This window comes from Xanthomonas sp. WHRI 10207 (assembly GCF_040202975.1).
Classification (GTDB): Bacteria; Pseudomonadota; Gammaproteobacteria; order Xanthomonadales; family Xanthomonadaceae; genus Xanthomonas.
In genome coordinates, this window is record NZ_JBEGDX010000005.1 from 89,225 (window position 1) to 115,609 (window position 26,385).

The window sequence follows — 26,385 nt, forward strand, 5'->3', positions numbered from 1 at the left end:
GACAAGGGCCAGTGAAGGTGGTCGGCGCGTTGGTGCAAGCGACAGGCGACGTTCGCCCGCGGTGCCGTCATATCACTTGCTGCTTTCATCAAACAGCCAGCCAACGTTCTGGTGCGGGGCGCTTGCCGCTTGCGGCATGGATGCTGCCAACGAGCCCGCTGGGACGGGTTCACGGTGTGTCCCGCGAGCGGCGAGAGCACCGCGCGCTCGAGATCTTTGTGTTTGCTGCAGGGCCCTTGCCCGCTCACAATCGCAGGACACGCTGCAAGTACGTCCTTGTAAGCTCCGTGGCGGCATCCATGCCGCCACGGGTCCTGCGACGGTGAGCGGACAAGGGCCAGTGAAGGTGGTCGGCGCGTTGGTGCAAGCGACAGGCGACGTTCGCCCGCGGTGCCGTCATATCACTGGCTGCTTTCATCAAACAGTCAACCAACGTTCTGGTGCGGGGCCCTGGCCGACTGCGGGACCGTTAGCGGCATGGATGCTGCCAACTAGCCCCCAGGGACGGGTTCACGGCGTGTCCCGCGAGCGGCGAGGGCGCCGCGCCCTCGAGGTTTTTGCGTTTGCTGCAGGGTCCTTGCCCGCTCACCATCACAGGACACGCTGCAAGCACGTCCATGTAAGCTCCTTGGCGGCATCCATGCCGCCAAGGGTCCTGCGACGGTGAGCGGGCAAGGGCCAGTGAAGGTGGTCGGCGCGCAGTGTTTGAGCACGGCAACCAACAACGCCTGGACCTCTCTCGACTCACCCAGCGTTTGTCGCATCAGTGGTAGGCGTGGCGTGCGTTGGCCAGCAAGGTGCTCAGGCTGTCCTGCTGTTCGAGACGGAACACCGCCACTGCGTCCACCAGCTGCGTGGCCTGTTCTTCCATCGAGCGCGCGGCTGCCGTGGCTTCTTCCACCAGGGCGGCGTTCTGCTGGGTGGTTTCGTCCATCTGGGTGACGGTCTGGTTGACCTGGGTGATGCCGGCGGCCTGCTCGCGCGAGGCGCTGGTGATCTCGCCCATGATGTCGGTGACGCGCTGCACCGAGCTGACGACCTGCTGCATGGTACTGCCCGCTTCCGACGCCAGTGCGGCGCCGTTGCCGATGCGGGTCACCGAGTCTTCGATCAGGTGCTTGATCTCCTTGGCCGCACCGGCCGAGCGCTGGGCGAGCGTGCGCACTTCCGAGGCCACCACGGCAAAGCCGCGGCCCTGTTCGCCGGCACGCGCGGCTTCCACCGCAGCGTTCAAGGCCAGGATGTTGGTCTGGAAGGCGATGCCGTCGATGACGCTGATGATGTCGGCGATCTTCTTGGACGAGGCGTCGATATCGGACATGGTGGTGACCACGCGGGAAACTACGTCGCCCCCCTTGGCGGCCACGCCGGCCGCATCCAGCACCAGGCGGTTGGCCTGGTCGGCGTTGTCTGCGTTCTGCTTGACGGTGGCGGTGAGCTCTTCCATCGACGCGGCGGTTTCTTCGAGTGCGGCGGCTTGCTGTTCGGTACGACGCGACAGGTCGCCGTTACCGGTGGCGATTTCGCTGGCGGCCGAGTTGATCGCCAGCGACGCGTCCTTGATGCGACGCACGATGCCGGCCAGTTGGTCGGCGGTGGCGTTGGCGTCGTCGCGGATGGTGGCGAACACGCCTTGCAGATCGCCTTCCATGCGCGCAGTGAGATCGCCCTGCGACAACGACGACAGCAGCGCGGAGACACGCGAGAGGCCATCGGCGTTGTTGTCCAGCAGCATGTTCAGTTGCTGGGCGAGCTGCAGCAGAAAGCCCTGCTTGCCGGCGGTGTCCACACGGCCGCTCAGGTCGCCAGCTGCGGCGGCCTGCACGATCCGGGCGACTTCTTCTTCCACCTGCACTTCCTGGGTGCGGTCGGCCCACTCGATGACAAAGCCCATGCGCTCGCCGTTGGCGTCTAAGACCGGGCTGACCACCTGGCGCACGATGCGGTCGCCAACGGTGATCTGTGCGACGTTGGTACCGGTGAGCTGTTCGAGCATGCGCTCGTGCTCCTTCGGCGCGGCATGGAACTGATTGATGCTGGTGTCGATCAGCTTGTCCGCATCGAAGCCGGGCGCAACGCCACGCAGCTGTTCCTGCACGCCCTTGAGCAGGCGTTGCAGCGGCCGGTTGACGTAGATGATGCGCTGATGGATGTCGGCGATCATCACGTTGGTGCTGACATCGTCCAGCGCGGTACGCACACGCAGTGCTTCGCTGGCGATCAGGTGATCGCGCTCCAGGCGCGCGCGCAGGTCGTCGCGCATGGTGCGGGCGCTGAGCAGCAGGCGGCCCAGTTCATCGTGCCGATCGATCTCGATGGGGTTGTCCAGGCGGCCGGCGGCGACATCGCCGAGCACGCGTTCCACTGCAATCAATGGGCGCGTGACCATCTTGCGTGCGGCGATGAACACCACCGCGATGCACAGCGCCAGTACCACCAGCGAGAACAACAGCATGCTGCCCATCAGCTGGTCGAGCGGGCCATCAATGGCGCTGCGCGGCTGGGTGCCGATCACCGCCCACTGCCAAGGCGCATAGCGCAGTGCGGTGACTTCGAACGCCTGCGCGTTGCCCTTGGCATCGCGCAGCTGCAGGCTGGCGCTGGGCTGCTTGCCGTCCAGCACCGACTGCAATGCCGCTTGCTGCTCGGCCGGCACCAGTGCCGACAACGTCGCCGGAGCACCAGGCGGTGCGGCGATGATCTGGCCCTGGTGCTCGCCAGGCGCCATGTCGGCGATGACGAAATAGCCGTCCTGTCCCAGCTTGGTCGTGCTGACCTGGGCCTTGAGCGCGGCCAGGCCCTGGGTGTAGTTGCGACCGACGAACAGCGCGCCGATCACCTCGCCAGCAGCGTTACGCAGTGGCGCGTAGTACGTCATGTACTGGTCGCCAAACAACTGCGCCTGGCCGGTGAAGGGCTTGCCTTCGGACAGCGCGGCGTAGGCCTTGCCCTTGCGATCGAGCAGGGTGCCGATCACGCGCTCGTTCTGCTTGTTGCGCAGCGAGGTGGTGATGCGCACGAAGTCGTCGCCGGTGCGCGCGAAGATGGTCGCAACGCCGCCGGTGGTCTGCGCGAAGCGATCCACCGCGTCGAAGTTGAGATTCAGGGCCTGCTTGCCGGAGCGCAGCGTGGGCGTGTTCTGCTCGCCGATGCTCACGGTACTGGCGGTATCCAGCTCGCGTGCGCCGCGCGGCAGCATGTCGTCAAAGACGCTGCCCAGACGCTCGGTGCCTTCGGTCAGGGTGACGTCGTACATCGCCACCGACTGCTGCATCAGCCGCGTGCTCGAACGCAGTTCGGCCTTGACCTGCGATTCGATGTCGCCGGCCGATTGCCGGTAGATGGTCAGGGCGAGCAGCCCCAGCGACATCGCGATGACCAGGGTCAGTAATGCGGACAACCGCGTACCAACGGAAAGTCGGTTGAAGAAATGCATGAGAGTGCCTTGCCCGGGGGAGGGCGTTACGGATGCGTGAATGCGATAACGGCCGTCTATGCGCGAAATTGATCGTTTTTGTAGAAATCAGCACAACAGGGTGCGCTGTATTCAGTTTCTGCTCATTGGAAGCGTTTCCAGCTACGTTGCGGACAATCAGCATATGTAAGGGCTGTGTGAAATTGGAGTGGTGGGCGTGACGGACTCCATCGACCCCGACCTGCGCGTGCCGATAACGCGGACATAAAAACGCGGCCATAAAAAAGGGCCGCGTCCCCTTGCACGGGATGCGGCCCACAAGATCCGCGAAGCGCGGACTCGAAGGACTCTCGAACTTTCTGTAGCGCTGATGGTGGTGGTGCGCAACGCGTAGATCACTCACCGCGCAGTTACCTGCTGCAACGGTGGTACATGGCTGCGTCGGTGCATGCGCTGACGGGTATCAGCGCATTCCTTGCTGCGGGTGAATTCAGAACTCCTGCCACCCGCCGGCGTTGGCTGTCGACGCTGACGCGTTCACTGCAGGGCGGCGCGCTATCGCAGGCGTGGCGGTGGTGCGTGCCGCCGGACGCGCTGGCAGGCGCGCATTGCGTGGCGCGCTGGCGATGGCAGACAGGTGACGCGCGACCGGCGCCTGTGCCTCGACCTTGAACACAGCCACGGCTGCAGTGAGTTGCTGCGCTTGTTCTTCCATGGCGCGCGCAGCGGCGGTGGCTTCTTCCACCAACGCTGCGTTCTGCTGGGTGGCTTCGTCCATCTGCGTCACCGTGAGGTTGACCTGCTCGATGCCGGCCGACTGCTCCTGCGAGGCGGCAGAGATCTCGCTCATGATGTCGGTGACACGCTGCACCGAGGAAACGATTTCCGCCATGGTCTTGCCGGCCTGATCCACCAGTTGCGAGCCATCGGCCACGCGCTGTACCGAATCGCCGATCAGGTCCTTGATCTCCTTGGCGGCCGCCGACGAACGCTGCGCCAGCGTGCGCACTTCAGAGGCGACGACCGCAAAACCACGGCCTTGGTCGCCGGCGCGCGCCGCTTCCACCGCCGCATTCAAGGCCAGGATATTGGTCTGGAACGCGATCCCGTCGATCACGCTGATGATGTCGGAAATCTTTTTCGATGAGGCCTCGATGCCGGCCATGGTGTCGACCACTTTGCCGACCACTTCGCCACCTTGCGAGGCCACGTTGGCGGCACCGATGGCGAGCTGGTTGGCCTGGCGTGCGCCCTCCGCGTTCTGTTTGACGGTGGAGGTGAGCTCTTCCATCGATGCGGCGGTTTCTTCCAGATTGGCGGCCTGTTGCTCGGTGCGCTGCGATAGATCGTTATTGCCGGTGGCAATCTCGCTGGCCGCGGCGTTGATCGACAACGCAGAGGTCTGGATGCGCCCGACGATGTCGGCCAACTGGCTGGCGGTGGCGTTGGCGTCGTCGCGCATCTGTGCGAACACACCCTTGAAGTCGCCGTCCATGCGTGCGGTGAGATCACCCGCTGCAATGGCCTGCAACATGCCCGACAGCGATTGCAGGCTGCCATCGGCGGTGGCCATCAACTGATTGAGGCTTTCGACCATGATGCGGAAGTCGTACTGAAACTGCGCCGCATCGCCGCGTGCACTGAAGTCGCCATTGGCAGCAGCGTTTGCCAGGTGCTTGATCTGTTGGTTCATCGCAGCCAGGTTGGCCTTGACCTGCGCCATGGTGTTGGTGAGTGCGGCCTTTTCGCCGGGGAGCTGCTCCATGTCTTCGCTGAGGTCGCCGATCGCATAGCGGCCCATGATCTGCGCCAGACGTGTGGTGACCTGGATGTGGCTGTCGACCAGCGCATTGGTATCGCCTGCCATGCGGCCAAAATCGCCCGGAAATGCGCCGCCATCCATGCGAAAGCTGATCTGGCCGGCATCGTGGCGTTTGGCCATGTCCAGCTGCGCGGTGATCAGGTTGCGCACCTGCGTTTGCATCTTGTCCATCGCCTGCAACAGGCGGCCGGTCTCGTCGCCGGCATCGGTGTGCACGGCATTATCCAGCTTGCCGTCTGCAATCGCTTCGGCAGCACGTGTGGCACGGCTCAGCGGCCGAGTGAGGCTACGGGTGATCAGCAGGCCCAGCGTGCTGCTGAGCAGCACCACCAGCAGCGAACCACCCACCAGCAGCTTGCGCGAATCGTTCATCGATTGCAGCGCAACTGCAGCGGCTTCGGCGGCGAGTTTGTCCTGCAAAACGATGTTGTCGCCGATCTTGTCCTGCCACTGCTGCAGCGCGGGCGCTGCCTTGGTGAGCAGCAGCGGCAGCGCTTCGTCGCTGTGGCCGGACGTCACCAGATCGATGACGTGGTTGTTCAAGTCGCGCACCGTGGGGGTGAGCTGATCGATGTCGTTGCGAATGGCCTTGCCTTGTTCCGAGACGGGCATGGCGTACAAGGCGTCGCGCGCTTTGGCGTAGTCGGCGCGTGCGCGTTTGATCTTTTCGATGAACGTCAGATTGTCGGCATCGCTGGTGGGCAGCACCAGGTTGCGCAGTTCCGCGGCGATGATGTAGTTCGCATTCATCATGTCGTTGGACAGGCGGATCTTGGTCATGTTCTGGCTCACCAGGTCATCGACCAACCCGCGTGCCGAGGTCAGGCCGCGATAGCCGATAAAGGCAATGAAGCCCGATAGCAGGATCAACACGGCAAAGGCGCCCGCCAGGCGTGGTCCGACATTGAAACGCAGCAAAAAAGAGTTCATGGAGTCGCTCGGCTCGAAGGGAGGGGTGCATGACATCGACCGGGTGGCACGTCGCCGTGCGCTCGTGTCCGCTTTGCGGCATGCCCAGTGGTAACGGCTGCAACTGCCTCGAATTGACTGGCTGCGCGTTGCCTGTACAGCGCTGGATCACACTGGTGAACAGCACGTGTGGGTCGGGTTGGCGCTGGTGAAAAATTGTGCTGAGTTGTTCGATTTCGGCGCCGGAATGTGCTGTTTATGCGCGTGTGCAGCGAAGTGACATCTGGCTGTCATCGTTGGGTTTCATGTGCGCTGCACGGGTTTTGGCGACGTGGGCTTGGTTGGAGTGAGTGCAGTTGGGGCAATGGTTTTGACTTGGTCGCTTGGCCGTACCCTCACCCCAACCCCTCTCCCGAGGGGAGAGGGGCTTAGGCGCTTGGGCTTCGTTGCTGCGTGCGCTGTGTGGTTGATCGTTGGTGACGGGCGGTGCGATTCTGCGAGCTGTGCGGCTGCTGCTGCGATCTCTGCCAGTTGTTGCTGCGTGTCTGTGTAGCTTCCTGCACGCGAGCAAGTTGCCTGCCTGCCAAAACACACAAAGCCGGCCCGCTAAGCGGGCCGGCTTTGTGTTTGATTCGGCGCGGTGTCTCGTCTGCTGCTATTGGTGTGTATAGCGATCGGTGCGCGCAGAGTTGATCTTGCACATGCGCCAGTGTTGCGCGACCAGGCTGTTTACCCAGGTCGCGCGTACTGCGCGGCGTTACTGCGCTTAGAACTCCTGCCAATCACTAGCGTCGTTGGCCGACGCCGATGCCGTGGTCTGCATCGCGCCACGTCGCGGTGCTGTTGCCGCATTGTGGCGTACAACCGGACGCGGCGCAGTGCGTGCATTGGCCGGTGCGCTGGCAATGGCCGACAGACGGCGTGCAAGCGGCGCGTGTTCGGCCACCTTGAACACTGCGACGGCTTCGGTGAGCTGCTGCGCCTGTTCTTCCATGGCGCGTGCGGCGGCGGTGGCTTCTTCCACCAGTGCAGCATTCTGCTGGGTGGTTTCGTCCATCTGGGTCACGGTCTGGTTGACCTGCTCGATGCCGGCGTACTGCTCCTGCGAGGCCGACGAAATTTCGCTCATGATGTTGGTGACGCGCTGCACGCTGGCCACGATGTCGGCCATGGTGGTACCGGCCTGGTCGACCAGCGTTGCACCTTGCGCCACCTTTTCCACCGAGTCGTCGATGAGGTGCTTGATCTCTTTCGCTGCGCCGGCCGACCGCTGTGCCAGCGTGCGCACCTCGGAGGCGACCACCGCAAAACCACGGCCCTGTTCGCCGGCACGTGCCGCTTCCACCGCCGCATTCAAAGCAAGAATGTTGGTCTGGAAAGCGATGCCGTCGATGACGCTGATGATCTCGGCGATCTTCTTCGAAGACGCCTGGATGTCGGACATGGTGGTGACCACGCTCGCCACCACAGCGCCACCCTGGGATGCCACTGCAGCGGCGCCGATGGCGAGCTGATTGGCCTGGCTGGCGTGTTCGGCATTCTGCTTGACGGTGGAGGTGAGTTCTTCCATCGAGGCGGCGGTTTCTTCGAGATTGGCGGCCTGTTGCTCGGTGCGCTGCGACAGATCCTGATTACCGGTGGCGATTTCGCCGGAGGCCAGGCCGATCGCGCCGGCTGCTTCCTGGATGCGGCCCACGATGTTGGCCAGCTGCTCAGCAGTGGCATTGGCGTCGTCGCGCATTTGTGCGAACACGCCCTGGTACTGGCCGGTCATGCGTGCGGTGAGGTCGCCGGCGGCGATCGACTGCAACAGGCCGGACAGCGACTGCAGGTTGCCATCGGCAGTGGCCATCAAGGTGTTGAGGCTTTCCACCATCACGCGGAAGTCGAACTGGAACTGCTCGGCATTGCCGCGTGCGGTGAAGTCGCCATTGGCTGCCGCCTGCGCAAGGTGCTTGATCTCGTGATTCATCGTGGACAGGTTGTGCTTGACCTGATTCATCGCCGTGGTGATCGCGGCTTTTTCGCCTGGCAATTGCGGCATGTCTTCGCTCAGATCGCCGATGGCGTAGCGCTCCACCAGGTGGATGGTCTGCATCTTGACCTTGATGTGCGCGGCGACCAGCTCGTTGGTGTCCTTGGCCATGCGGCCGAAGTCGCCGGGGAACGCGCCGGCATCCATGCGGAAACTGATCTGGCCTGCATCGTGGCGCTTGGCCATGTCCAGCTGCGCGCTGATGAGGTTGCGTACCTGGTCCTGCATCCTGTCCATCGCCTGCAACAGGCGACCGGTTTCGTCGTTGCTGGTGGTGCGCACATCGTTGTCAAGATTGCCGTTGGCAATGGCTTCGGCGGCACGGGTGGCCTGCGACAACGGGCGCACCAGGCTGCGGGTGATGGCCCAGCCCAGCAGGCCACTGATGAACACCACCGCCAGACCGCCGCTGATCAACATCGTGCGGCCGCGTGCCATCGCGGCGGTGGCCACCGCGTTGGCTTCCTGGGCGCGCTTGCGCTGCAGCGCCGTGTATTCCAGCAGCGTGTCCTGCCACGCCTGTGTGGCCGGCGCCGCACGTTGCAGCATCAACGGCAAGGCTTCATCGGTTTTGCCTGCTAACCCAAGATCGAGCACCTGGCGGTTGAGCGCGGTGGCGGTCTTGTTGTTCTGATCGATCTTCTCGCGGATGGCCTGCGCCGTCGGCGTCGCCGAGAAGGCGTAGAGCTGCTCGCGCACCTTGTCGTAGGTGCTGCGCTGTTCTTCGATGATGGCGGCGAAACGACGATTTTCTTCAGCGGTGGTCGGCAGCACGATATTGCGCAGCTGCACGGCAATCACCGAGACGGCGTCATTCATCTCTTGCAGATGCTGGACGATGACCATGTTGCGATTGGTGAGCGTATCCAGGCTCTGACGCGCTTGCGCTAGCGTGTAAAGACCAGCGGCCACCAGTGCGCACGACAGCAGGATCAGCGTGCCGAACGCGAAGGTCAGGCGCTTGCCGACGTTGTACCGTTGAAGAAGAGCGATCATGTTGAGTCTCGAAGGCGATGGGCAGGAAGGGGAGATGCGCATCGGCAGGGTCGCGTCGTCGGTACGTCGAGCGCTGCCAGAGCGGGCATGCATCCGGCCGATCCATCGGTGCGCGTGACCGGTTGTCACGCTGCGCTCGATTGCAAGGCAGGTCTGCATGCTTGTGCTCGGTAACGGCGCTGGTGGCGACAGCTGAACTCGCTTGGCTGGTTGTGTATGGGCGGCCGTCACCAAGATGATGCTGGTGTGCACAAGTGATCTGGAAACCCTGTTGCGAGCGCTACCAGCACGCGACCGGTGCGGTGCGAATTCACTGTTCGATCACAGGCTGAAGCGTGACGGCGGTGTGCAGGCAGGTGGGTTGCTGGGTGAGTGCACCGGCTTTGGGAAGCGAATCGGCGCAATGCCGCATCCGTTCATGACGCAGACCAGGACACGCGGATGACGGCGCGCCCTACAGTCAAAGGTGACATCGCGGTTGCCGCAGTGCCCTCAGGGCAGCGACACCGGTCGTCCTGTCAGGGCATCGATACGATGGCGATGGCGGGTGTGTGCCATCGCCAGGCGATCAGGTCGCCGGTCCCATCACCGGCCATCTGCAGCGTGCTGCACACGCGGCAGTCATCGCGCGCCGCGGCGTTTAGGCCGCCCGCCCAAGGCGGGGCGATACCGCCGCCTGCAACTGGAACACCGATACCGCATCGCGCAACTGCTGCGCCTGTTCTTCCATCGCGCGCGCGGCGGCAGTGGCTTCTTCCACCAGCGCGGCGTTCTGCTGGGTGGCCTGATCCATCTGCGCCACGGTCTGGCCGACCTGTTCGATGCCTTGCGACTGCTGCAGCGAAGCTTCGCTGATCTCGTGCATGATCGTGGTGACGTTCTGCACCGAATCGACGATCTCCTGCATGGTGCGGCCTGCCTGGCCGACCAACTGGTTGCCGTGTTCGACCCGGCTGACCGAATCGTCGATCAAGTGCTTGATCTCTTTTGCCGCACCGGCAGACCGCTGCGCGAGGCTGCGCACTTCCGAGGCCACCACGGCAAAGCCGCGGCCCTGTTCGCCGGCACGCGCGGCTTCCACCGCAGCGTTCAAGGCCAGGATATTGGTCTGGAACGCGATGCCGTCGATCACGCCGATGATGTCGGCGATTTTTCTGGAGGCCGCCTGGATGCCGGCCATGGTGCCGACCACCTGGCCGACCACGTCGCCGCCTTGCGAGGCGACGGCGGCAGCGCCGACCACCAGCTGACTAGCGCGCTTGGCATGCTCGGCGTTGGTGCGCACGGTGGAGGTGAGTTCTTCCATTGAGGCCGCGGTTTCTTCCAGATTGGCAGCCTGCTGCTCGGTACGTTGCGACAGGTCCTGATTGCCGGACGCAATCTCGCTGGCCGCATCGTTGATGGCATCGGTGGAGCGCTGGATGCGCCCGACGATATCGGCCAGCTGCGTCACCGTGGCATTGGCGTCGTCGCGCATGCGTGCGAATACGCCGTGGAAATCGCCCTGCATGCGCGCGGTGAGATCGCCTGCAGCGATCGCCTGCAGCACCTTGGACAGCGATTGCAGGTTGGCGTCGGCGGTGGCCATCAGCTGATTAAGGCTGTCCACCATCGCGCGGAAGTCGTACTGGAAGCGCTGCGCATCGCCGCGCACGCTGAAGTCGCCGCTGGCTGCGGCCTGCGCCAGCAGCTTGATCTCGTTGTTCATCGCCGACAAGTTGGCCTTGACCGTGTCCATGGTGTCGGTAAGTACGGCCTTTTCGCCGGGCAGGCGTTGCATGTCCTGGCTCAGATCGCCGATGGCGTAGCGCGACATGATCTGCGCCAGCTGCATCTTTACCGCGATATGCGAGCCGACCAGCGCGTTGGTATCGCGCACCATGGTGGCGTAAGCGCCGGGGAAGCTGTCTGCGTCCATGCGGTAACTGATCTGGCCGGCATCGTGGCGCTGCGCCATCTCGCTCTGTGCGGCCAGCACGTGCTGCACCTGCTCCTGCATCCGGCGCATGTTGTCGAGCAGTTGGCCGGTTTCATCGCGGCTGGGCGGCACGATGCGTTCGTCCAGCTCGCCTTGCGCGATGTTGGCAGCCACCGTCGCGGCGCGGCGCACGTTGCGGGTGAGGTTGGACAAGGTGTACCAGCCCAACGCAACGATCAGCAGCGCAAGCAGCGACAGGCCGGCGACGGCCTGCCACATCGCGTTGCGCGCATCCACCAGGTGACGTTCGGATTGCCGCTGCAAGGCCTGCAGCGAGGTGCTGCTGAGGTCCTGCATGGCCTGGCCAAGCGCATCAAGTGCGGCATTCCACTGCGTATCGGCCTGCGTATCGCTGCCTTCCAGCGCCGCGCCAAGAGCTTGCAGTGCGGCGTTGGCACGCGTGGCTTCGGCGTTGGCGGCATCGGCCAGGGCAGGGTCGGGCTGTTCCAGCAGGCCCATTGCTTTGTCCAGCTCATGCCGGAAACGCACGTGGTTGCGCTGCAGCTGATTGAGCTGTTCGCGCAGCATCGCGCGCTCGCCACCTGCCTGCGACGGATCGTTGGCCGCATCCAGGCGGGTCAGCGATTCGGTGGCGTCGGGGCTATAGATCAAGGTCGCCACCACCAGGTGGTAGCTTTCGATATATGGGGTGTAGACCAGTTGGCTGTCGTCGCGCAGTGCATCCAGCGCAGCGAAGGCTTGTTCGCTTACGCCGCTATAGCCGCTGGCCGCAGTGGTGGCGACATGGCGCTGCTGCAGGGCGAGCAGTTGTGTCTGGCTGCGTTCGAAGCCGGGCATGGCGGCGGTCGTGGCGAGCAGTTGCTGCAGATCGCGTTCGGCGCGTTGTGCTGCGGCGTCGGCGGCGCTGCCGCTGTCGACGTGTGCCGCGTGCAGATCGGTGATCAGGTCCAGCATCTGCCCAAGCGGGGCGTAGCTGCGCAATTCGTTGTTGCTGATGGTGACGCTCTCATTGAGTTTGCCGCTATAGAGCAGCACCGGGATCACCAGGCCGACCAATGCCAGCACACCGATCGCACCGAGTTTTTTGGCAATGGCCAAGTCGTCCCAGCGGCTGGTCCAGCGACGCGGGGCGGGTGAAGCGGTCTGCGGCAACAGCGCGGAAGCAGTGGTCATCGGTGCGTCTCATGGGCGTACGCAGGCTATCGGCCGATACCTGTTATGCCTTGAGCCGGCCGGCATCGCTGCCGACCGGATCCGTTCAGGCAGTTCAGTCCGCTTGCTTAGAACTCCTGCCAGCTACTGTCGTTGCTGGAGGCGGTGACTACCGCACGTGGCTTGGAGGCGGGAGTCCGCCCGGCTGCAGCCACCTTCGCCTTGACCGCCGAACTCACCACCGGCCGCGAGGGCGCGGCACGCACGGCCGGGGCCGCGTAGGTCGCGTCGGTCTTGAACACCGCAACCGCCTCGGTCAGGCCGACTGCCTGTTCTTCCAGCGCCCGTGCGGCAGCAGTGGCTTCTTCCACCAGCGCGGCGTTTTGCTGGGTGGTTTCGTCCATCTGTGTGATGGTCTGGTTGACCTGTTCGATGCCGGCCGACTGTTCCTGCGAGGCGGCGGAGATTTCGCCCATGATGTCGGTGACGCGTTGCACGCTGGCAACCACTTCGCTCATGGTCTTGCCGGCGGTGTGCACCAGCGCGGAGCCTTCGGCGACGCGCTGCACGGAGTCGTCGATGAGGTCCTTGATCTCCTTGGCCGCACCCGAGGAACGCTGGGCCAGCGTCCGCACTTCCGAGGCGACCACGGCAAACCCGCGGCCCTGCTCACCGGCACGTGCCGCTTCCACCGCTGCATTCAAGGCCAGGATATTGGTCTGGAAGGCGATGCCGTCGATGACCGAGATGATGTCGGCGATCTTCTTGGACGAGGCTTCGATGCCGGCCATGGTGTCGACCACCTTGCCGACCACTTCGCCGCCTTGCACCGCCACGCTGGCGGCGCCGATGGCGAGCTGGTTGGCCTGGCGTGCACCCTCGGCGTTCTGCTTGACGGTGGAGGTGAGCTCTTCCATCGAGGCCGCTGTTTCTTCCAGATTGGCGGCCTGTTGTTCGGTACGCTGCGACAGATCCTGGTTACCGGCAGCGATTTCGCTGGCGGCGCCCTTGATCGAGATGGCCGAGGTCTTGATGCTGCCGACGATCTCGGCCAACTGGGTGGCGGTGGCATTGGCGTCGTCGCGCATCTGCGCGAATACGCCACGGAACTCGCCACTCATGCGTGCGGTAAGGTCGCCGGCGGCAATCGCCTGCAGCAGGCCGGACAGTGATTGCAGGTTGCCATCGGCGGTGGACATCAAGGTGTTGAGGCTCTCCACCATCACGCGGAAGTCGTACTGGAACCGCTCGGCGTCGCCACGGGCGCTGAAGTCGCCATTGGCGGCGGACTGCGCCAGCTGTTTGATCTCGCTGTTCATCGCGCCCAGGTTGAGCTTGACCTGCGCCATGGCATCGGTAAACACCGCTTTTTCGCCGGGCAGCTTGTCCATGTCGTCGCTGAGATCGCCGATCGCGTAGCGGCCCATGATCTGCGCCAGGCGCATCTTTACCGCGATATGCGAGCCAACCAGCGTGTTGGTGTCGTTGGCCATGCGGCCGTAGTCGCCCGGGAAGGCGGATGCATCGATACGGAAGCTGATCTGCCCATCGTCGTGGCGCTTGGCCATGTCGGTCTGCGCGGCGATCAGGCTGCGCAGCTGCTGTTGCATTTTGCTCATTGCCTTGAGCAGGCGAGCGCTTTCGTCGGAGGCCTGCGTGTCCACATCGTTATCGAGCTTGCCGCCGGCAATCGATTCGGCGGCGCGAGTGGCGCGGCTCAGTGGCTGGGTCAAGCTACGGGTGATCAGCAGGCCCAACGCGCCACTGAGCAACACCACCAACACGCTGCCGGCCACCAGCATCTTGCGTGAATCGTCCATCGACTGCAGCGCGGCCGCCGAGGCATCGGTGGCAAGTTTGTCCTGCAGCGCGATGTTCTCGGTAATCTTGTCCTGCCATGCTTGCACGCGTGGTGAAGCCTTGCTCAGCAGTAGTGCCTGCGCCTGCTGCACCTGATTGGCCTTGATCAGCTGCATCACCTCATCGACAGTTGGCCGTGCAACGGCACGCCGTGCATCGATTTCATTGCCAAGGGCGTGCTCCTGCGGCGAAGACTGCATTGCGCGCAGCTTCTCGCGGGCCTTTGTGTAGGTCTCCCGGTTGAGCAGGATGGTCTCTGCAAAACGCTTGCTCTGCTCGGCGCTGTTAGGCAGTACCAGATTGCGCATCTGCATCGAGATAATGTAGTTGGCATTCAACATATCGTTCGATAATCGGATCTTGATCATCTTTTGGTGCACGATGTCGTCCACCAACGTCTGCGCCGAACTCAAGCCGCGATAGCCGATGAAGGCGATGATGCCGGACAGCACGATCAACACCGCGAATGCGGCCGCCAGGCGAGGGCCGACGTTGTAGCGTTGCAGAAGTGCGTTCATACCGATTCCCAGGAATGTGAGCGAAGGTGCTACGTCGAGAGCGGGCCGTGACAGTTGCCATGACCGTGCTAAGGCAGTAGCGGCGCGGGAACGTCGTAGCTGAATGCCTCTATGCAGAAAAAAGCATAACTACGGTCACAAATGTGAGCTGACGGGACAGTAAGTGTCTTGCCACGTCGCCAATACGGATCCAAGTGAGCTCCGATAGCTGTCATCACCAAGCGAGCCCTGCCGGATTGCTTGATGTAGCTGGAAAATTGCAATGTCTTGCGGATGACGCGCAGTTGTCTTTTCGATCATTGAATGTGCTTTACGACGCATCGTCAGGACACTGCGTAGCCAGACGTTTTGATCCGGCCGCGAAGTGCCGGGCATAAAAAAGCCGCGCCCATTGAGGAGCGCGGTTGCATGACGGACTGGGCGGCAACGCTGCCAGCGTTGCCGCCGCTGGCTTAGAACTCCTGCCAGCTGGTGTCGTTGCTGGAGGTGGTGACCACCGCGCGTGGCTTGGAGGCGGGATTCCTTCCGGCTGCAGCCACCTTCGCCTTGACCGCCGAACTCACCACCGGCCGCGAGGGCGCGGCACGCACGGCCGGGGCCGCGTAGGTCGCGTCGGTCTTGAACACCGCAACCGCCTCGGTCAGGCCGACCGCCTGTTCTTCCAGTGCACGTGCGGCGGCAGTGGCTTCTTCCACCAAGGCTGCGTTCTGCTGGGTGGTTTCGTCCATCTGGGTGATGGTCTGGTTGACCTGTTCGATGCCGGCCGACTGTTCCTGCGAGGCGGCAGAGATTTCGCCCATGATGTCGGTGACGCGTTGCACGCTGGCAACCACTTCGCTCATGGTCTTGCCGGCGGTGTGCACCAACGCGGAGCCTTCGGCGACGCGGTGCACGGAGTCGTCGATAAGGTCCTTAATCTCCTTGGCCGCACCCGACGAACGCTGGGCCAGCGTGCGCACTTCCGAGGCGACCACGGCAAACCCGCGGCCCTGCTCACCGGCACGTGCCGCTTCCACCGCTGCATTCAAGGCCAGGATATTGGTCTGGAACGCGATGCCGTCGATGACACTGATGATGTCGGCGATCTTCTTGGACGAGGCTTCGATGCCGGACATGGTCTGGACCACCTTGCCGACCACTTCGCCGCCTTGCACCGCCACGCTGGCGGCGCCGATGGCGAGCTGGTTGGCCTGGCGCGCGCCCTCGGCGTTCTGCTTGACGGTGGAGGTGAGCTCTTCCATCGAGGCCGCTGTTTCTTCCAGATTGGCGGCCTGTTGTTCGGTACGCTGCGACAGATCCTGGTTACCGGCAGCGATTTCGCTGGCGGCGCCCTTGATCGAGATGGCCGAGGTCTTGATGCTGCCGACGATCTCGGCCAACTGGGTGGCGGTGGCATTGGCGTCGTCGCGCATCTGCGCGAACACGCCGCGGAACTCGCCACTCATGCGTGCGGTGAGATCGCCGGCGGCAATCGACTGCAGCAGGCCGGACAGTGATTGCAGGTTGCCATCGGCAGTGGACATCAAGGTGTTGAGGCTGTCCACCATCACACGGAAGTCGTATTGGAAGCGCTCGGCGTCGCCACGGGCACTGAAGTCGCCATTGGCGGCGGACTGCGCCAGCTGTTTGATCTCGCCGTTCATCGCGCCCAGGTTGGCCTTGACCTGCGACATGGTGTCGGTGAACACGGCCTTTTCCCCGGGCAGGCTGCTCATGTCGTCGCTGAGATCGCCGATGGCATAGCGCCCCATGATGCGCGCCAGATCGTTCTGCACGGCCACGTGCGAGGCCACCAGCAGGTTGGTGTCGTTGGCCATGCGGCCGTAGTCGCCCGGGAAGGCAGATGCATCAATGCGAAAGCTGATCTGCCCATCGTCGTGGCGCTTGGCCATGTCGGTCTGCGCGGCGATCAGGTTCCGCAGCTGCTGCTGCATCTTGCTCATCGCCTTCAACAAGCGGCCGCTCTCATCGTTGGCCTGTGTATCGACGTCGTTGTCCAGCTTGCCGCCGGCGATGGATTCGGCGGCGCGAGTGGCGCGGCTCAGCGGCTGGGTCAGGCTGCGGGTGATGGTAAACGCCAGCAGGCTGCTGATCAGCAGCACCGCCACGCCCCCGCCAATCAAAAGCGCCCTGCCGCGGCTCATCGCGGCGATGGCCTGCTCGTAGCCCTGTTGGGTCTGTTTTTCTTGCAGTGCGACGTTGTCGTCGATCTTTGCCTGCCAAGCGAGCATGGCAGGGCGCGCTTTTTCGCTCATCAGCATCTGCGCTTCGTCGTTTTTGTTTTGCATTGCCAGGGCCATGACCTGGTCGTTCAGGGCCCTGGAAATTTCGCGCGCAGCGTCAATCTCGTCGCGCAACTTGCGCCCGGCTACGGAGGCTGGAAAAGCTTCCAGCGCCTTGCGTTCGTGTGCATACAGGACGCGCTTCTGCTTGACCGTCTCTGCGGCTTGGTCGTTGAGTTCCTGACTGGTGACCATCGCCAGCGTCCCCATGGCGATGAAGATGTCGGCATTGGCCGAGCGCATGTTGTTGCTCAGTTGAATCTTGACCAGACGTTCCTTGACGATGGTATCTAGTTGCGCGCGTGCTTCGATCATCGTGCTGAGGCCGGAGGCGACTAGCAGGCCGGACAGCAGAATCAGGATCCCAAAGGCCACGCCCAACCGGCGGCCGACGTTGTAGCGTTGCAAGAATGCGTTCATTGACGGGTTTCCGAGGCGTGGCGGGAGTTGTTGCTTGCGACGCAAGCCATGACGATCTCGCCATACCCGTGCCGCTATGCGAGATAACGGCGCAGGTATCTAAGGTCTGAATGGCGGCTATGCAAAAAAAATATGACCGCAGTCACGTAGATGAAAAAAAGAGACATTATTTGACTGTCTCATTTCGTTAGAGACATTTTAATCACTGATAAATGCCCGAGTCCCATGCTGTAAGCGAACTAGACCGTTGATTTGTAGAGGCTGTCAGCGATGTCTCGTGTTTGTCTCTGGCCTGACCTGTCATGTCCGGTGACACTGAGGGCGGCGCGATTTGCGCTATGCGCTTACCGGTGGACGCTTGCCACCCGTTGCGCGCAGCTGTGCGGCACGCGCGGCCGTTGGTCAGTCGCGATAAGGCCCTGACTTACGTCTTAAAGCTGGCCGCGATGCGTATACGCATCCGTTCAAGCGCGGCTAGCGCGTGCTGCGGTATCGATGCGTGGTGCTGAGGTGGGGCATGCCGTGCGGGACATCGAGCGCAAGCTGGACCAAGCGCAAATCTGCGCGTACGACTGCATTGATCGCATGGATACTTCAAGCGATTTTTAGGGACGATCAGGTCCTAGCCACAGTGCGCGAAGGGTCGCACTCAAAAATGCTGTGCGTTAGCGCAAAGCTCTAACGAATGCAGCTGGCCGATCAAGGGCGAGAGCACGCGTCAATCGGATCTACGACTCACTAGTTGTGCGATCAGTAGTTGTGCGATCAGTGGCCATCATCGCGAAGCAGCTGCTGTGCGCAAATTGATCGCCCTGTATTGCCTCTGGTTGCCGTAACGCGGCCCGTTCTTCTCGAACGTGGCGCAGAGCCGATCCTCTCCGCAAGGGGCCAGGTCAGCGCGTGCGACTCGCTCCCAATAATCGATCGAGGCGCGAAGCTGCACAAGCTCGTTGCGCTTCTCGTTGATGATGCCAACCGAGTACGCCACTGCACCCAGGCCCAAGACGCCCGACACCAGCAGGGCGATCGAGGCGATCCACATGCGTCGTGTGGTTGTCGTTTCCAGGGAGTGCTGCGCTTTTGCATAGCGTTGGGTGGCCTGCTGCAGCGTCTGGTCCGCATCGGCCATCTGCTTGGTGAAGCGCGCTGCCGCAGGTTCCAGCGTCTGCGTCAGTGCTTGTTGACTCAGTTGCGTCAGCCGTGGCAACGCGTTCTCCACGACCCGAGTGACACGCTGATCGGCGCTGTTGGCCGCGCTCTGCAGAAGCTGCAATTGCTGGCGCACCAGATCTTCCAGAACGTGTTCTCGCCGTTGCAGCTGCCCGATCAGTGCTGACATGGCTTGGATCGATTCTTTCATCGCGCGCTCTGACCCGTTGTCTTCGGGCAGCGCTGGGGAATTCTGCATGTCCATCGTGTTCTCTTGAGGGTTCAACGCGCCGAACGCATTCCGGTTATCCGCCGCCTCCACCACCACCGCCACCGCCACCGCCACCGCCTCCGTCGCCACCCCCACCACCGTCACCCTGCGGACCTTGCATCGCCGGTCCGTTGGCGAACTGCGGCAGTGTCATCACCATCACCGGGCCACGGCTGGTCTGCACCTCTGTCGAGACGTCCATGTTCAGTGCCTGGCGCGTGCTCGCCTGCTCCTGGGCTTCCTGCATCGCCTGGGCATCGAGAAATTCATGCCCCTGTTTGGCAAGGGCCTGGCTGTAGGGGCTGTTGGCGACCCGTTTCAAGGCCTGTTCGATCGCCAGTTCGTCCTTGCAGTCGATGGCGTACAGCAACTCGTCCACATCCGGATCGCCGGTGATGTTTTTACGCTGGGGCTGCGGCCGATCTTCCTGCTCGCCAGCGGCAAGAGGCTGTGGCGAGGTGTCTGCCGGCGGGGCGCGTGGTGGTCTCAGTCCAGAGGGGCCATCTGGATCGTAGCCATCACGCAATTCCAACTCGGTAAACGGCCGCTCACCACGATCCACGCGCGCCTGCCGCGCGTCTGCAACGCGGTTTTCTGTTTCGAGTTCCTGTTCGAGTTGGATGCGCAGCTCACGCATGGAGCGCTCTATTTCCTCCCAGGAGTCCGGATCGGCGGGCACCGCGGTAGGATGGTCCTGCGCATCTGCCAGGGACGCAGAAAGCGGCCCGCGCGCATCGGCCGCGTCCTCGGGTGCGTCGGCAGAGCGGCCAGCGGTCGGCATGTCCAGCGATGGCCCTGTCGCTTGCGCGAGGTGTGCGGACACTGGCAACGCTGCAGGATTATCTGGTGCTTCCGGTGCTTGAGCCTGTGGCGTGCGCGCCTGTTGATCGTCGTGCTGTTCTGCGGCCACTGGCGTGGCGAGCGATGGCGCGGAAGGCGCGGTCGCCGCCTGGGCCAGGCGCGCGTCCGCCGGCTGCTCGGGCTGCTGCGCAGGTGCATCTTGGTGCGTATCCGAGGCTTGCGCCGTCATCGACTGCTGGCCGCTGTGCAGGTCCGCAGCCTGCTGCTGATCTGCCGGTGCTGTCTGCGCGATCGCCGCGCTCTGCGCTGTCTGCTGCTGGACTTCCTGCGTGCGCTCTTCTTGCGCTTGTTGGCTTTGCGTCCGCTGCTGCGCTACGTCGGATGCACGTGCTTGCGCAGGCTCTGCCAGCTGCTCCTGGGGCCGTTGGGCGACGTCATCCGGGATAGACCGCTGCTCGGGCTGGCGTGGCGATGTGTCTTGCGCGTGGAGCGACGACGGCGCGCGCGCGAGGGTCTCATTCTCCGAAGCCTGCTCGCGTTGTGGAGCCGTTTGAGCGTGCAGCGGCTGTTGCTCAGCATGTTGCGCATCTTGCGCTTGCCGGCGTTCTTGCTGGCTCTGCTGGGCATCCTGTGCCTGGCGGGTTTCCTGCTCGCGCTGCTGTGTCTCCTGGGCTTGCTGCTGCGCTTGTTCGCGCTGTTGGGTGTCGTGCGCCTGCTGCTGGACTTGTTCGCGTTGCTGCGCGTCCTGTCCCTGGCGTTCTTGCTGCTCCAGCTGTTGCGACTCTTGCTGGCGAAGCTCCTGCAATGCATGCGCCTGCAGCGCCTGAGCATCCTGCGCCCGGTCTTCGAGCGAGGTTTGTTCCAGCAGCGTGTGAGCGCGTGCCTGCGCCAGCTGCTGGTCTTGCGCCTGGCGGTCCTGCTGTTGCTGTTCCTGACGCGCCTGCGCGGCGCTGGCCGCCTGGACCTGCGCGCGTCCGTCGAGTGCGTGCTGGTTGGAGGGGGACGATGCCGACGTATCCGCATCTGTCGCGCCATCGGAGGCGCGTGCGTTGGTGGCGAACGGCTGCCCCGGTGCGATTGGCGATTGCCCCGCCTGGACCTGCTGCAACGCCTGGCGGATGTCCTCGGTGCTGGTGACCGCTGCAATACGCTCTACGCCATCGGGGCCACGTTGCAGATGCGCGATCGGGCTATCGGCACCAAAGGTGCCGCCAGGGCCGCGCTGCAACTGCAGCGCGCTATCGCCGGTCAGTCCTTCGGTCTCGCGCGTGCGTTGGGTCGCCAGTTCGATCGCTTCGCGCCACTGCGGCTGCAACTCGGTGCCGACGATGCGATAGCGGTACAGCGTCTGCTCGCCCTGGAGGTCCTGCGGCGACTGCCGGATGGCGGCAATCGTCTGCGCCTGCTCAGCCAGTGCCGGTTGCAGCAGTGCGCGCGTGGTCTCCAGCTCCAGCACGCGATTGCCATCGGGTGGCGCGCCGTTGCTGGTCCACTGCCCATCCATGTTGCGGTAGTAGTGCTGGCCGTCTGAGGCAGTCAGCGCATCCGGGTCGGGCAGCGCCTGCTGCACGGCCGGCGACATCGGCAGACCATCGGCCGCCCACCCGCTGCGGTGGTGCGCCAGTTCATAGCGCGCGGCGATGGCGCCGGGACTGTTGGCGATGTTGCGAGCGATGACGTCCTGCGCTTGCGCTTCCAGTTCGGCTTTGCGGTGCGGCAGGGCAGTCTCCTGCACGTAACTGCCATGATCGTTGGCGCCCGACACATCGGCCTTGACCAGCCGATGCCACTGACCGTCCGCTGCATCACGCCGCCAGTCGGCGCGGCTCAGGCTGGGACGGTCAGTGGCATTGGCCGGCTGCTGATACGGATCCTGCGGGTCGGGCGCATCCTTCAAGGCCAACGCGGCAGCGGCGTTGGTGGCCTGGTAATTGAGTTCGCGCGCCTTTTGGTAGCTGGCGACGATAGGCGTGGAGGTGGGGTTGTTGACGCCATCGTTGGTGGTGTCGGCCTTGCCGTCGCGCGCCCACGCACGTCCATCGAACGACCACTGCGTGCCCGCGCGATCGGTCTGGGTGTAGATGGCGCGGTTATCCAGCAACGCAGCGGCTTTTTCGCCAGCGGTACTCAAGAAATACGCATCGGCCGCGATCAGCACCATCGGCCCGGCGCCCGAGCTACCCAGCGCGTAGGCAGCCGCCGTGCCGCCGGCCCAGCCACCGACGTTGCGGCCGGCGAAGTGCGCAAGCTCCGATCGCGCAGCGAGCGGGTTGTCTTCGCCGAGGAAGCGTGTGGCACGCTGGCCGGTCATCACCGTGTCGGCGGCGGTGGCGAGCAGGCCGGCGGTGCGCAGCGCCTGGCCGGCAGATAGATCGCCTGCCAATAGCTCTGCGGTGGCGAAGCCGCGTTGGCCTGGCGGAGTGCGTAATGGTCGCGCTGCTTCTTCGCCAAGAACATTTTCGACCTGCAGGATGCCTTGGTCGGAAAGCGTCAGACGACCGGATGAATGAGCTTGGGCGATGGCTTGGGAAAGTGAATTCCTACCGATCTCCGGATCGCCCCCTTTGGTGAGATTGCTGCTGGATTGCTCTACGTATTGAAGTGTAGATATGACGCGCTGCTCGGAGTGGACGATTGATGACCAGCCAAGCTCGGGTCTTTGCAGCGTTGGAACTGCGTCGATCTGAGATGCAAGATTCCGGTCGTAGCTCTGCGCGTTCTTGAAAAACGCATTGATGCCAGGCCGCATGTCGTCTGCAGCCATGCCGATTGGGGCATTGGTGTAAAGGTCCGCATTCCCCAATCCAACTCTCATCGTATCGATCAGTCGATCGACCTTGGGGGAAATTCTCGCGATGGCATCTGGATCGCCAACCATTGCCAACTGACCGTCAGCGGTCCGCGACAAACGCTCCAATCTGGCCAAGGAGCCATCTTGGTAGTCTTTAATAGGTCCACCGCTATGTGGCGAAAGCCCTAGGGCACGCGCCAGTGTTGGCTCACTGGGCATATAAATCAGATTGCGGTCAGCATTAATATTGAATGCTTTCTTCTGCTGAAGTATTTCAAGCAACGGACTGTTGCGAAGCGTTTGCTGCTCAGCAATATGATGCTCTTGAAAAATCGTACGTCTAGGCATGACGGTATTCCGTTATTGAAATCAAGCGTCTTTCCAATCAGTAACGTCTCGAAACCAAAGTCCATTAGAAGATTTTCTCGTGCCACCAATACCGGCTTCACGCACTGCATCTAACAATGTGCGATCGCAGATAACATAGTAGTCAGCGGAGAAAGGTGTTCGGAATACATGAGAATTTCCAACCACATCTTTCCGAAAAGCTAGGCTCGCACCGCCAGTTAGATCGTAAAATTTTCCATTCACGAAATCGTCGCTAATTTCTATCTCTACTTCCGACTGCTCCTCATCAAGCGCGTCCAGCACTCGCACCACATCGCACAGGAAGTATCTAGGACCCTGAGTGCCATCGGTCATCAGGAAATCGCACTCGACGAAGCTGAAGCCCTCTGGATCGACGGTCGAAAATACCTGGTGTAAACGCTCGGACACGAGCCAATAGCCACTGAAACCGGCTTCCAGGTCTTTAGGCATAACACCTTTCGATGGGTCATAGATGAGGCGTGGTCTTTCTGGAAGTGTAGGAAAGCCCCCTTCGTTCGGCCTCAGAATTAATCTGGGAGGCACGAGTAGTTTTTTCACGTTTTCGAACACCACCCCGAGTTCAGGGCCGTATTCAAGATCTGGCATCAAGATGTAGAACTCGCCTTTCTGCGGTTTATTCTGAGTAGTCACTTCTATTTCTTGTGTTCCGTTCATGGATATTGCTCCACAGCTTATCGGTTATGGTGACTTTGCCAGAATTAGGTACCAACAGCCCAGTGATTTAGCTTCAAGCAGTACCACATTTCTCAACAGACAACATCAATGCTTGCAGTCAAGCTCCCGATCAACATGATTTTGAATCTGAGTAAAGACACTCCATCCCACGACAGTAGCGTTGGCGGTTAGATGTAGTCAACGCATCCTAGGTGCGGGCGATGACCTCCTGCGCTTGTGCGTCCAGTTCGGCTTTGCGGTTCGGCAAGGCGGTCTCCTGCACGTAACTGCCGCGATCGTTGGGGCCAGACACATCGGCCTTGACCAGCCGATGCCACTGGCCGTCCGCTGCATCGCGTCGCCAGTCGGCGCTGCTCAGGCTAGGACGGTCAGTGGCATTGGCCGGCTGGCGATACGGATCTTGCTGAGCGGGTGCATCCTTCAAGGCCAATGCGGCAGCAGCGTTGGTGGCCTGGTAGTTGAGTTCGCGCTGAATCGCCCAAGCGCACCGAGGCAGAGGCCAGCGCCCAGATCCAATAAAAAAGCCGCGCTCCCGAAAGAGCGCGGCTTCGACAGCATCGGCCGCCATGCGACCGATCACGTGGCTTAGAACTCTGCCCAGTCCGATTCGTTGGACGGTGCCGACGCCACTGCGGCGCGCGCGGCGGGCCTTGTAGCAGACGGCTTGCCAAGCGTCTTGGTAGCTGGCTTGCTTGGCGCGGTGGGGCGTTTGGCGGCGAGTTGGTGCACGACCGGCGTGGCGCGGGTCTGGGATTCCAGTTCGGCCGACAGACGGAACAGCGCCACCGCTTCGGTGAGCTGCTGCGCCTGATCTTCCATCGAGCGTGCGGCAGCGGTGGCTTCTTCCACCAGCGCGGCGTTCTGCTGAGTGGCTTCGTCCATGTGGGTGACGGTCTGGTTGACCTGCTCGATGCCGGCCGATTGTTCCTGCGAAGCGGCGGAAATCTCGCTCATGATGTCGGTCACGCGCTGCACCGAGGAGACGATTTCGCTCATGGTGGTGCCAGCCTGATGCACCAGTGCCGAGCCTTCGGCCACCTTGCTGACCGAGTCGTCGATCAGGCTCTTGATTTCCTTGGCAGCGCCGGCCGAACGCTGTGCCAGCGTGCGTACTTCCGAGGCAACTACGGCAAACCCGCGGCCCTGTTCGCCGGCACGTGCGGCTTCCACCGCGGCATTCAACGCCAGGATATTGGTCTGGAAGGCGATGCCATCGATGACGCTGATGATCTCGGCGATCTTCTTGGACGAGGTCTCGATACCGGACATGGTGGTGACCACCTGGCCGACCACGCTGCCGCCATGCGACGCCACGCCGGCGGCGCCGATCGCCAGCTGATTTGCCTGGCGTGCGTGTTCGGCGTTCTGCTTGACGGTAGAGGTGAGTTCTTCCATCGAGGCGGCGGTTTCTTCCAGATTGGCCGCTTGCTGCTCGGTACGCTGCGACAGGTCCTGATTGCCCGCAGCAATCTCGCCGGCGGCGGTATTGATTGTCAGGGTGGAGTGCTTGATGCGGCCGACGATATCCGTCAAGCGTTGTGTGGTGGCATTGGCATCGTCACGCAGGCGCGCGAACACGCCGTGGAATTCGCCGTCCATGCGTGCGGTCAGGTCGCCATCGGCCACCGCACCGAGCAGCTGCGACAGCTTGCCCAGGTTGCGATCGCTGACTTCCATCATCGAGTTCAAGTCCGCCACCATCACCGCAAAGTCGTACTTGAAGCGGGCTGCATCGCCGCGGGCGCTGAAGTCGCCCGCCGCTGCCGCCTGTGCCAACTGCTTGATCTCGGTATTGATCGACAACAGGCTGGCCTTGGCCGCATCCATCGCTTCGTGCAGGATCGCGCGGCTTGCCGGCAACCGGCGTGCGTCCTGGGTCAGGTCGCCCTGCGCGTACTGGTTGAGGATGCGCACCGAGTCGGTGATGGCATCCAGGTGTTCGAAAATCATCGTGTTGATGCCGCCGGCCAGGGTGCCGTAAACGCCGGGGAAATCTTCCGGCATGCGGTGGGTGATGTCTTCGGCCGCATGCAGGTGCGACATGCGTGCGGTCTCGTCGGAGAAGCGGCGCAGCATCTGGGTCATGCGGCCGGTGGACTCGAGCATCTGGCCGATTTCGTCGTTGCTGGTCTTGCTGACCTGCACGCTCAGATCGCCGCGCGACACCGCCTGGATGGCGCCCAGTGCCTTGGACAACGGGTTGGTGATGCTGCGTGCGATCAACCAGCCGAAGGTGATCGACAGCGCGGCCATCAACAAGGTGCCCAGCAGCAGCACCGCGCTGGTGAACTTGAACGAGGTGGCGCTGGCCGCGACCATGTCGCTCAGCGCCTTGGACTGCTGCGCATACATCTTGTCGACCGATGCGAACAGTTCCTTGCGGATCTCGCCGGACTGCTTGCGCGAAAACTCCATCGCCGCAGCGCGGTCGGGGTCTGCGTACAACGTCCGCAGCTTCACGTTGGCGGCGAAGTAGCGCGTGCTGGCATCGGCCAACTTGGCATATTCGGCCTTTAACGCAGAATCCGGCCCGATCTTGGCGTCCAGCGTCTTTTGCGTTTCCGCATACTTGGCCTGGATTTCGTCCATGCGCTTGAAGAAATACGCATAGCGTTCCGGGTCGTCCAGATTGACGAACTGGCCCACTTCATAGACGCGGAATTCGCCGGCGAAGCCACGTAGCTCCGACAACTTGCTCAGCACCGGCACCACATCCTCGTTGATGAGTGCGGTCTGCTGCTGCATCTGCTTCATGCGCGAAAAGCCCAAACCACCGAGCAGGGCGGTGAGCACGGCACTGAGGCAGAACGCAAACATCAGCTTGCGGCGAATGGGCCAATCGTTGAACTTGTTCATCATGTAACTCCGGGGCGTAGCATTGCGCTGCTGTCTTGCACGCTAGCGGCCCGGAGCGATGATTCTTTATCTCTGAACGATGAGCCAGACTGTTCCAGGCCCGG

At 62.8% G+C, this 26,385-nt stretch carries 10 protein-coding genes and 1 pseudogene; all 11 read right to left on the reverse strand.

What is annotated here, in order from left to right:
- Positions 1-763: 763 nt before the first annotated feature.
- Positions 764-3,436 carry a methyl-accepting chemotaxis protein gene (locus ABQU90_RS16610; RefSeq protein WP_323523030.1) on the reverse strand — a complete coding sequence of 891 codons (2,673 nt, stop codon included), beginning with the start codon at positions 3,434-3,436 and terminating at the stop codon, positions 764-766.
- Between the two features lie 469 nt (positions 3,437-3,905).
- Positions 3,906-6,167: a methyl-accepting chemotaxis protein gene (locus ABQU90_RS16615; RefSeq protein WP_323523029.1), complete on the reverse strand. Its 2,262-nt coding sequence runs from the start codon at positions 6,165-6,167 to the stop codon at positions 3,906-3,908.
- A gap of 745 nt (positions 6,168-6,912) precedes the next feature.
- Positions 6,913-9,177 (reverse strand): methyl-accepting chemotaxis protein, encoded by a 2,265-nt coding sequence (locus tag ABQU90_RS16620; RefSeq protein WP_323523028.1) that lies wholly within the window; start codon positions 9,175-9,177, stop codon positions 6,913-6,915.
- A gap of 640 nt (positions 9,178-9,817) precedes the next feature.
- Positions 9,818-12,289 (reverse strand): methyl-accepting chemotaxis protein, encoded by a 2,472-nt coding sequence (locus ABQU90_RS16625; RefSeq protein ID WP_323523027.1) that lies wholly within the window; start codon positions 12,287-12,289, stop codon positions 9,818-9,820.
- Between the two features lie 107 nt (positions 12,290-12,396).
- A complete protein-coding gene (locus ABQU90_RS16630; RefSeq protein WP_323523026.1) occupies positions 12,397-14,646 on the reverse strand; it encodes a methyl-accepting chemotaxis protein in 2,250 nt (749 codons plus the stop codon).
- 452 nt (positions 14,647-15,098) lie between these two features.
- Positions 15,099-17,348 carry a methyl-accepting chemotaxis protein gene (locus ABQU90_RS16635; RefSeq protein WP_323523025.1) on the reverse strand — a complete coding sequence of 750 codons (2,250 nt, stop codon included), beginning with the start codon at positions 17,346-17,348 and terminating at the stop codon, positions 15,099-15,101.
- A gap of 775 nt (positions 17,349-18,123) precedes the next feature.
- A complete protein-coding gene (locus tag ABQU90_RS16640; RefSeq protein WP_407078784.1) occupies positions 18,124-18,873 on the reverse strand; it encodes a hypothetical protein in 750 nt (249 codons plus the stop codon).
- Positions 18,803-22,447 carry a hypothetical protein gene (locus ABQU90_RS16645; RefSeq protein WP_407078783.1) on the reverse strand — a complete coding sequence of 1,215 codons (3,645 nt, stop codon included), beginning with the start codon at positions 22,445-22,447 and terminating at the stop codon, positions 18,803-18,805. The genes ABQU90_RS16640 and ABQU90_RS16645 overlap by 71 nt, the downstream gene beginning before the upstream one ends.
- 282 nt (positions 22,448-22,729) lie before the next feature.
- Positions 22,730-23,404, reverse strand: coding sequence for a DUF1629 domain-containing protein (locus ABQU90_RS16650; protein WP_323523023.1), 675 nt, complete (start codon positions 23,402-23,404; stop codon positions 22,730-22,732).
- 214 nt (positions 23,405-23,618) lie between these two features.
- Positions 23,619-23,894: pseudogene (locus tag ABQU90_RS16655) on the reverse strand (hypothetical protein); the annotation flags it as partial.
- Between the two features lie 116 nt (positions 23,895-24,010).
- Positions 24,011-26,281, reverse strand: a complete 2,271-nt coding sequence (locus ABQU90_RS16660) for a methyl-accepting chemotaxis protein (protein WP_323523021.1) — start codon at positions 26,279-26,281, stop codon at positions 24,011-24,013.
- Positions 26,282-26,385: the final 104 nt, after the last annotated feature.

Bases quoted from the DNA above. Each gene is read 5' to 3' on its own strand.
- ABQU90_RS16650 (WP_323523023.1), bottom strand. From the start codon at position 23,404: ATGAACGGAACACAAGAAATAGAAGTGACTACTCAGAATAAACCGCAG.
- ABQU90_RS16625 (WP_323523027.1), bottom strand. From the start codon at position 12,289: ATGACCACTGCTTCCGCGCTGTTGCCGCAGACCGCTTCACCCGCCCCG.
- ABQU90_RS16610 (WP_323523030.1), bottom strand. From the start codon at position 3,436: ATGCATTTCTTCAACCGACTTTCCGTTGGTACGCGGTTGTCCGCATTA.
- ABQU90_RS16615 (WP_323523029.1), bottom strand. From the start codon at position 6,167: ATGAACTCTTTTTTGCTGCGTTTCAATGTCGGACCACGCCTGGCGGGC.
- ABQU90_RS16645 (WP_407078783.1), bottom strand. From the start codon at position 22,447: ATGGTTGGCGATCCAGATGCCATCGCGAGAATTTCCCCCAAGGTCGAT.
- ABQU90_RS16660 (WP_323523021.1), bottom strand. From the start codon at position 26,281: ATGAACAAGTTCAACGATTGGCCCATTCGCCGCAAGCTGATGTTTGCG.
- ABQU90_RS16635 (WP_323523025.1), bottom strand. From the start codon at position 17,348: ATGAACGCATTCTTGCAACGCTACAACGTCGGCCGCCGGTTGGGCGTG.
- ABQU90_RS16620 (WP_323523028.1), bottom strand. From the start codon at position 9,177: ATGATCGCTCTTCTTCAACGGTACAACGTCGGCAAGCGCCTGACCTTC.
- ABQU90_RS16630 (WP_323523026.1), bottom strand. From the start codon at position 14,646: ATGAACGCACTTCTGCAACGCTACAACGTCGGCCCTCGCCTGGCGGCC.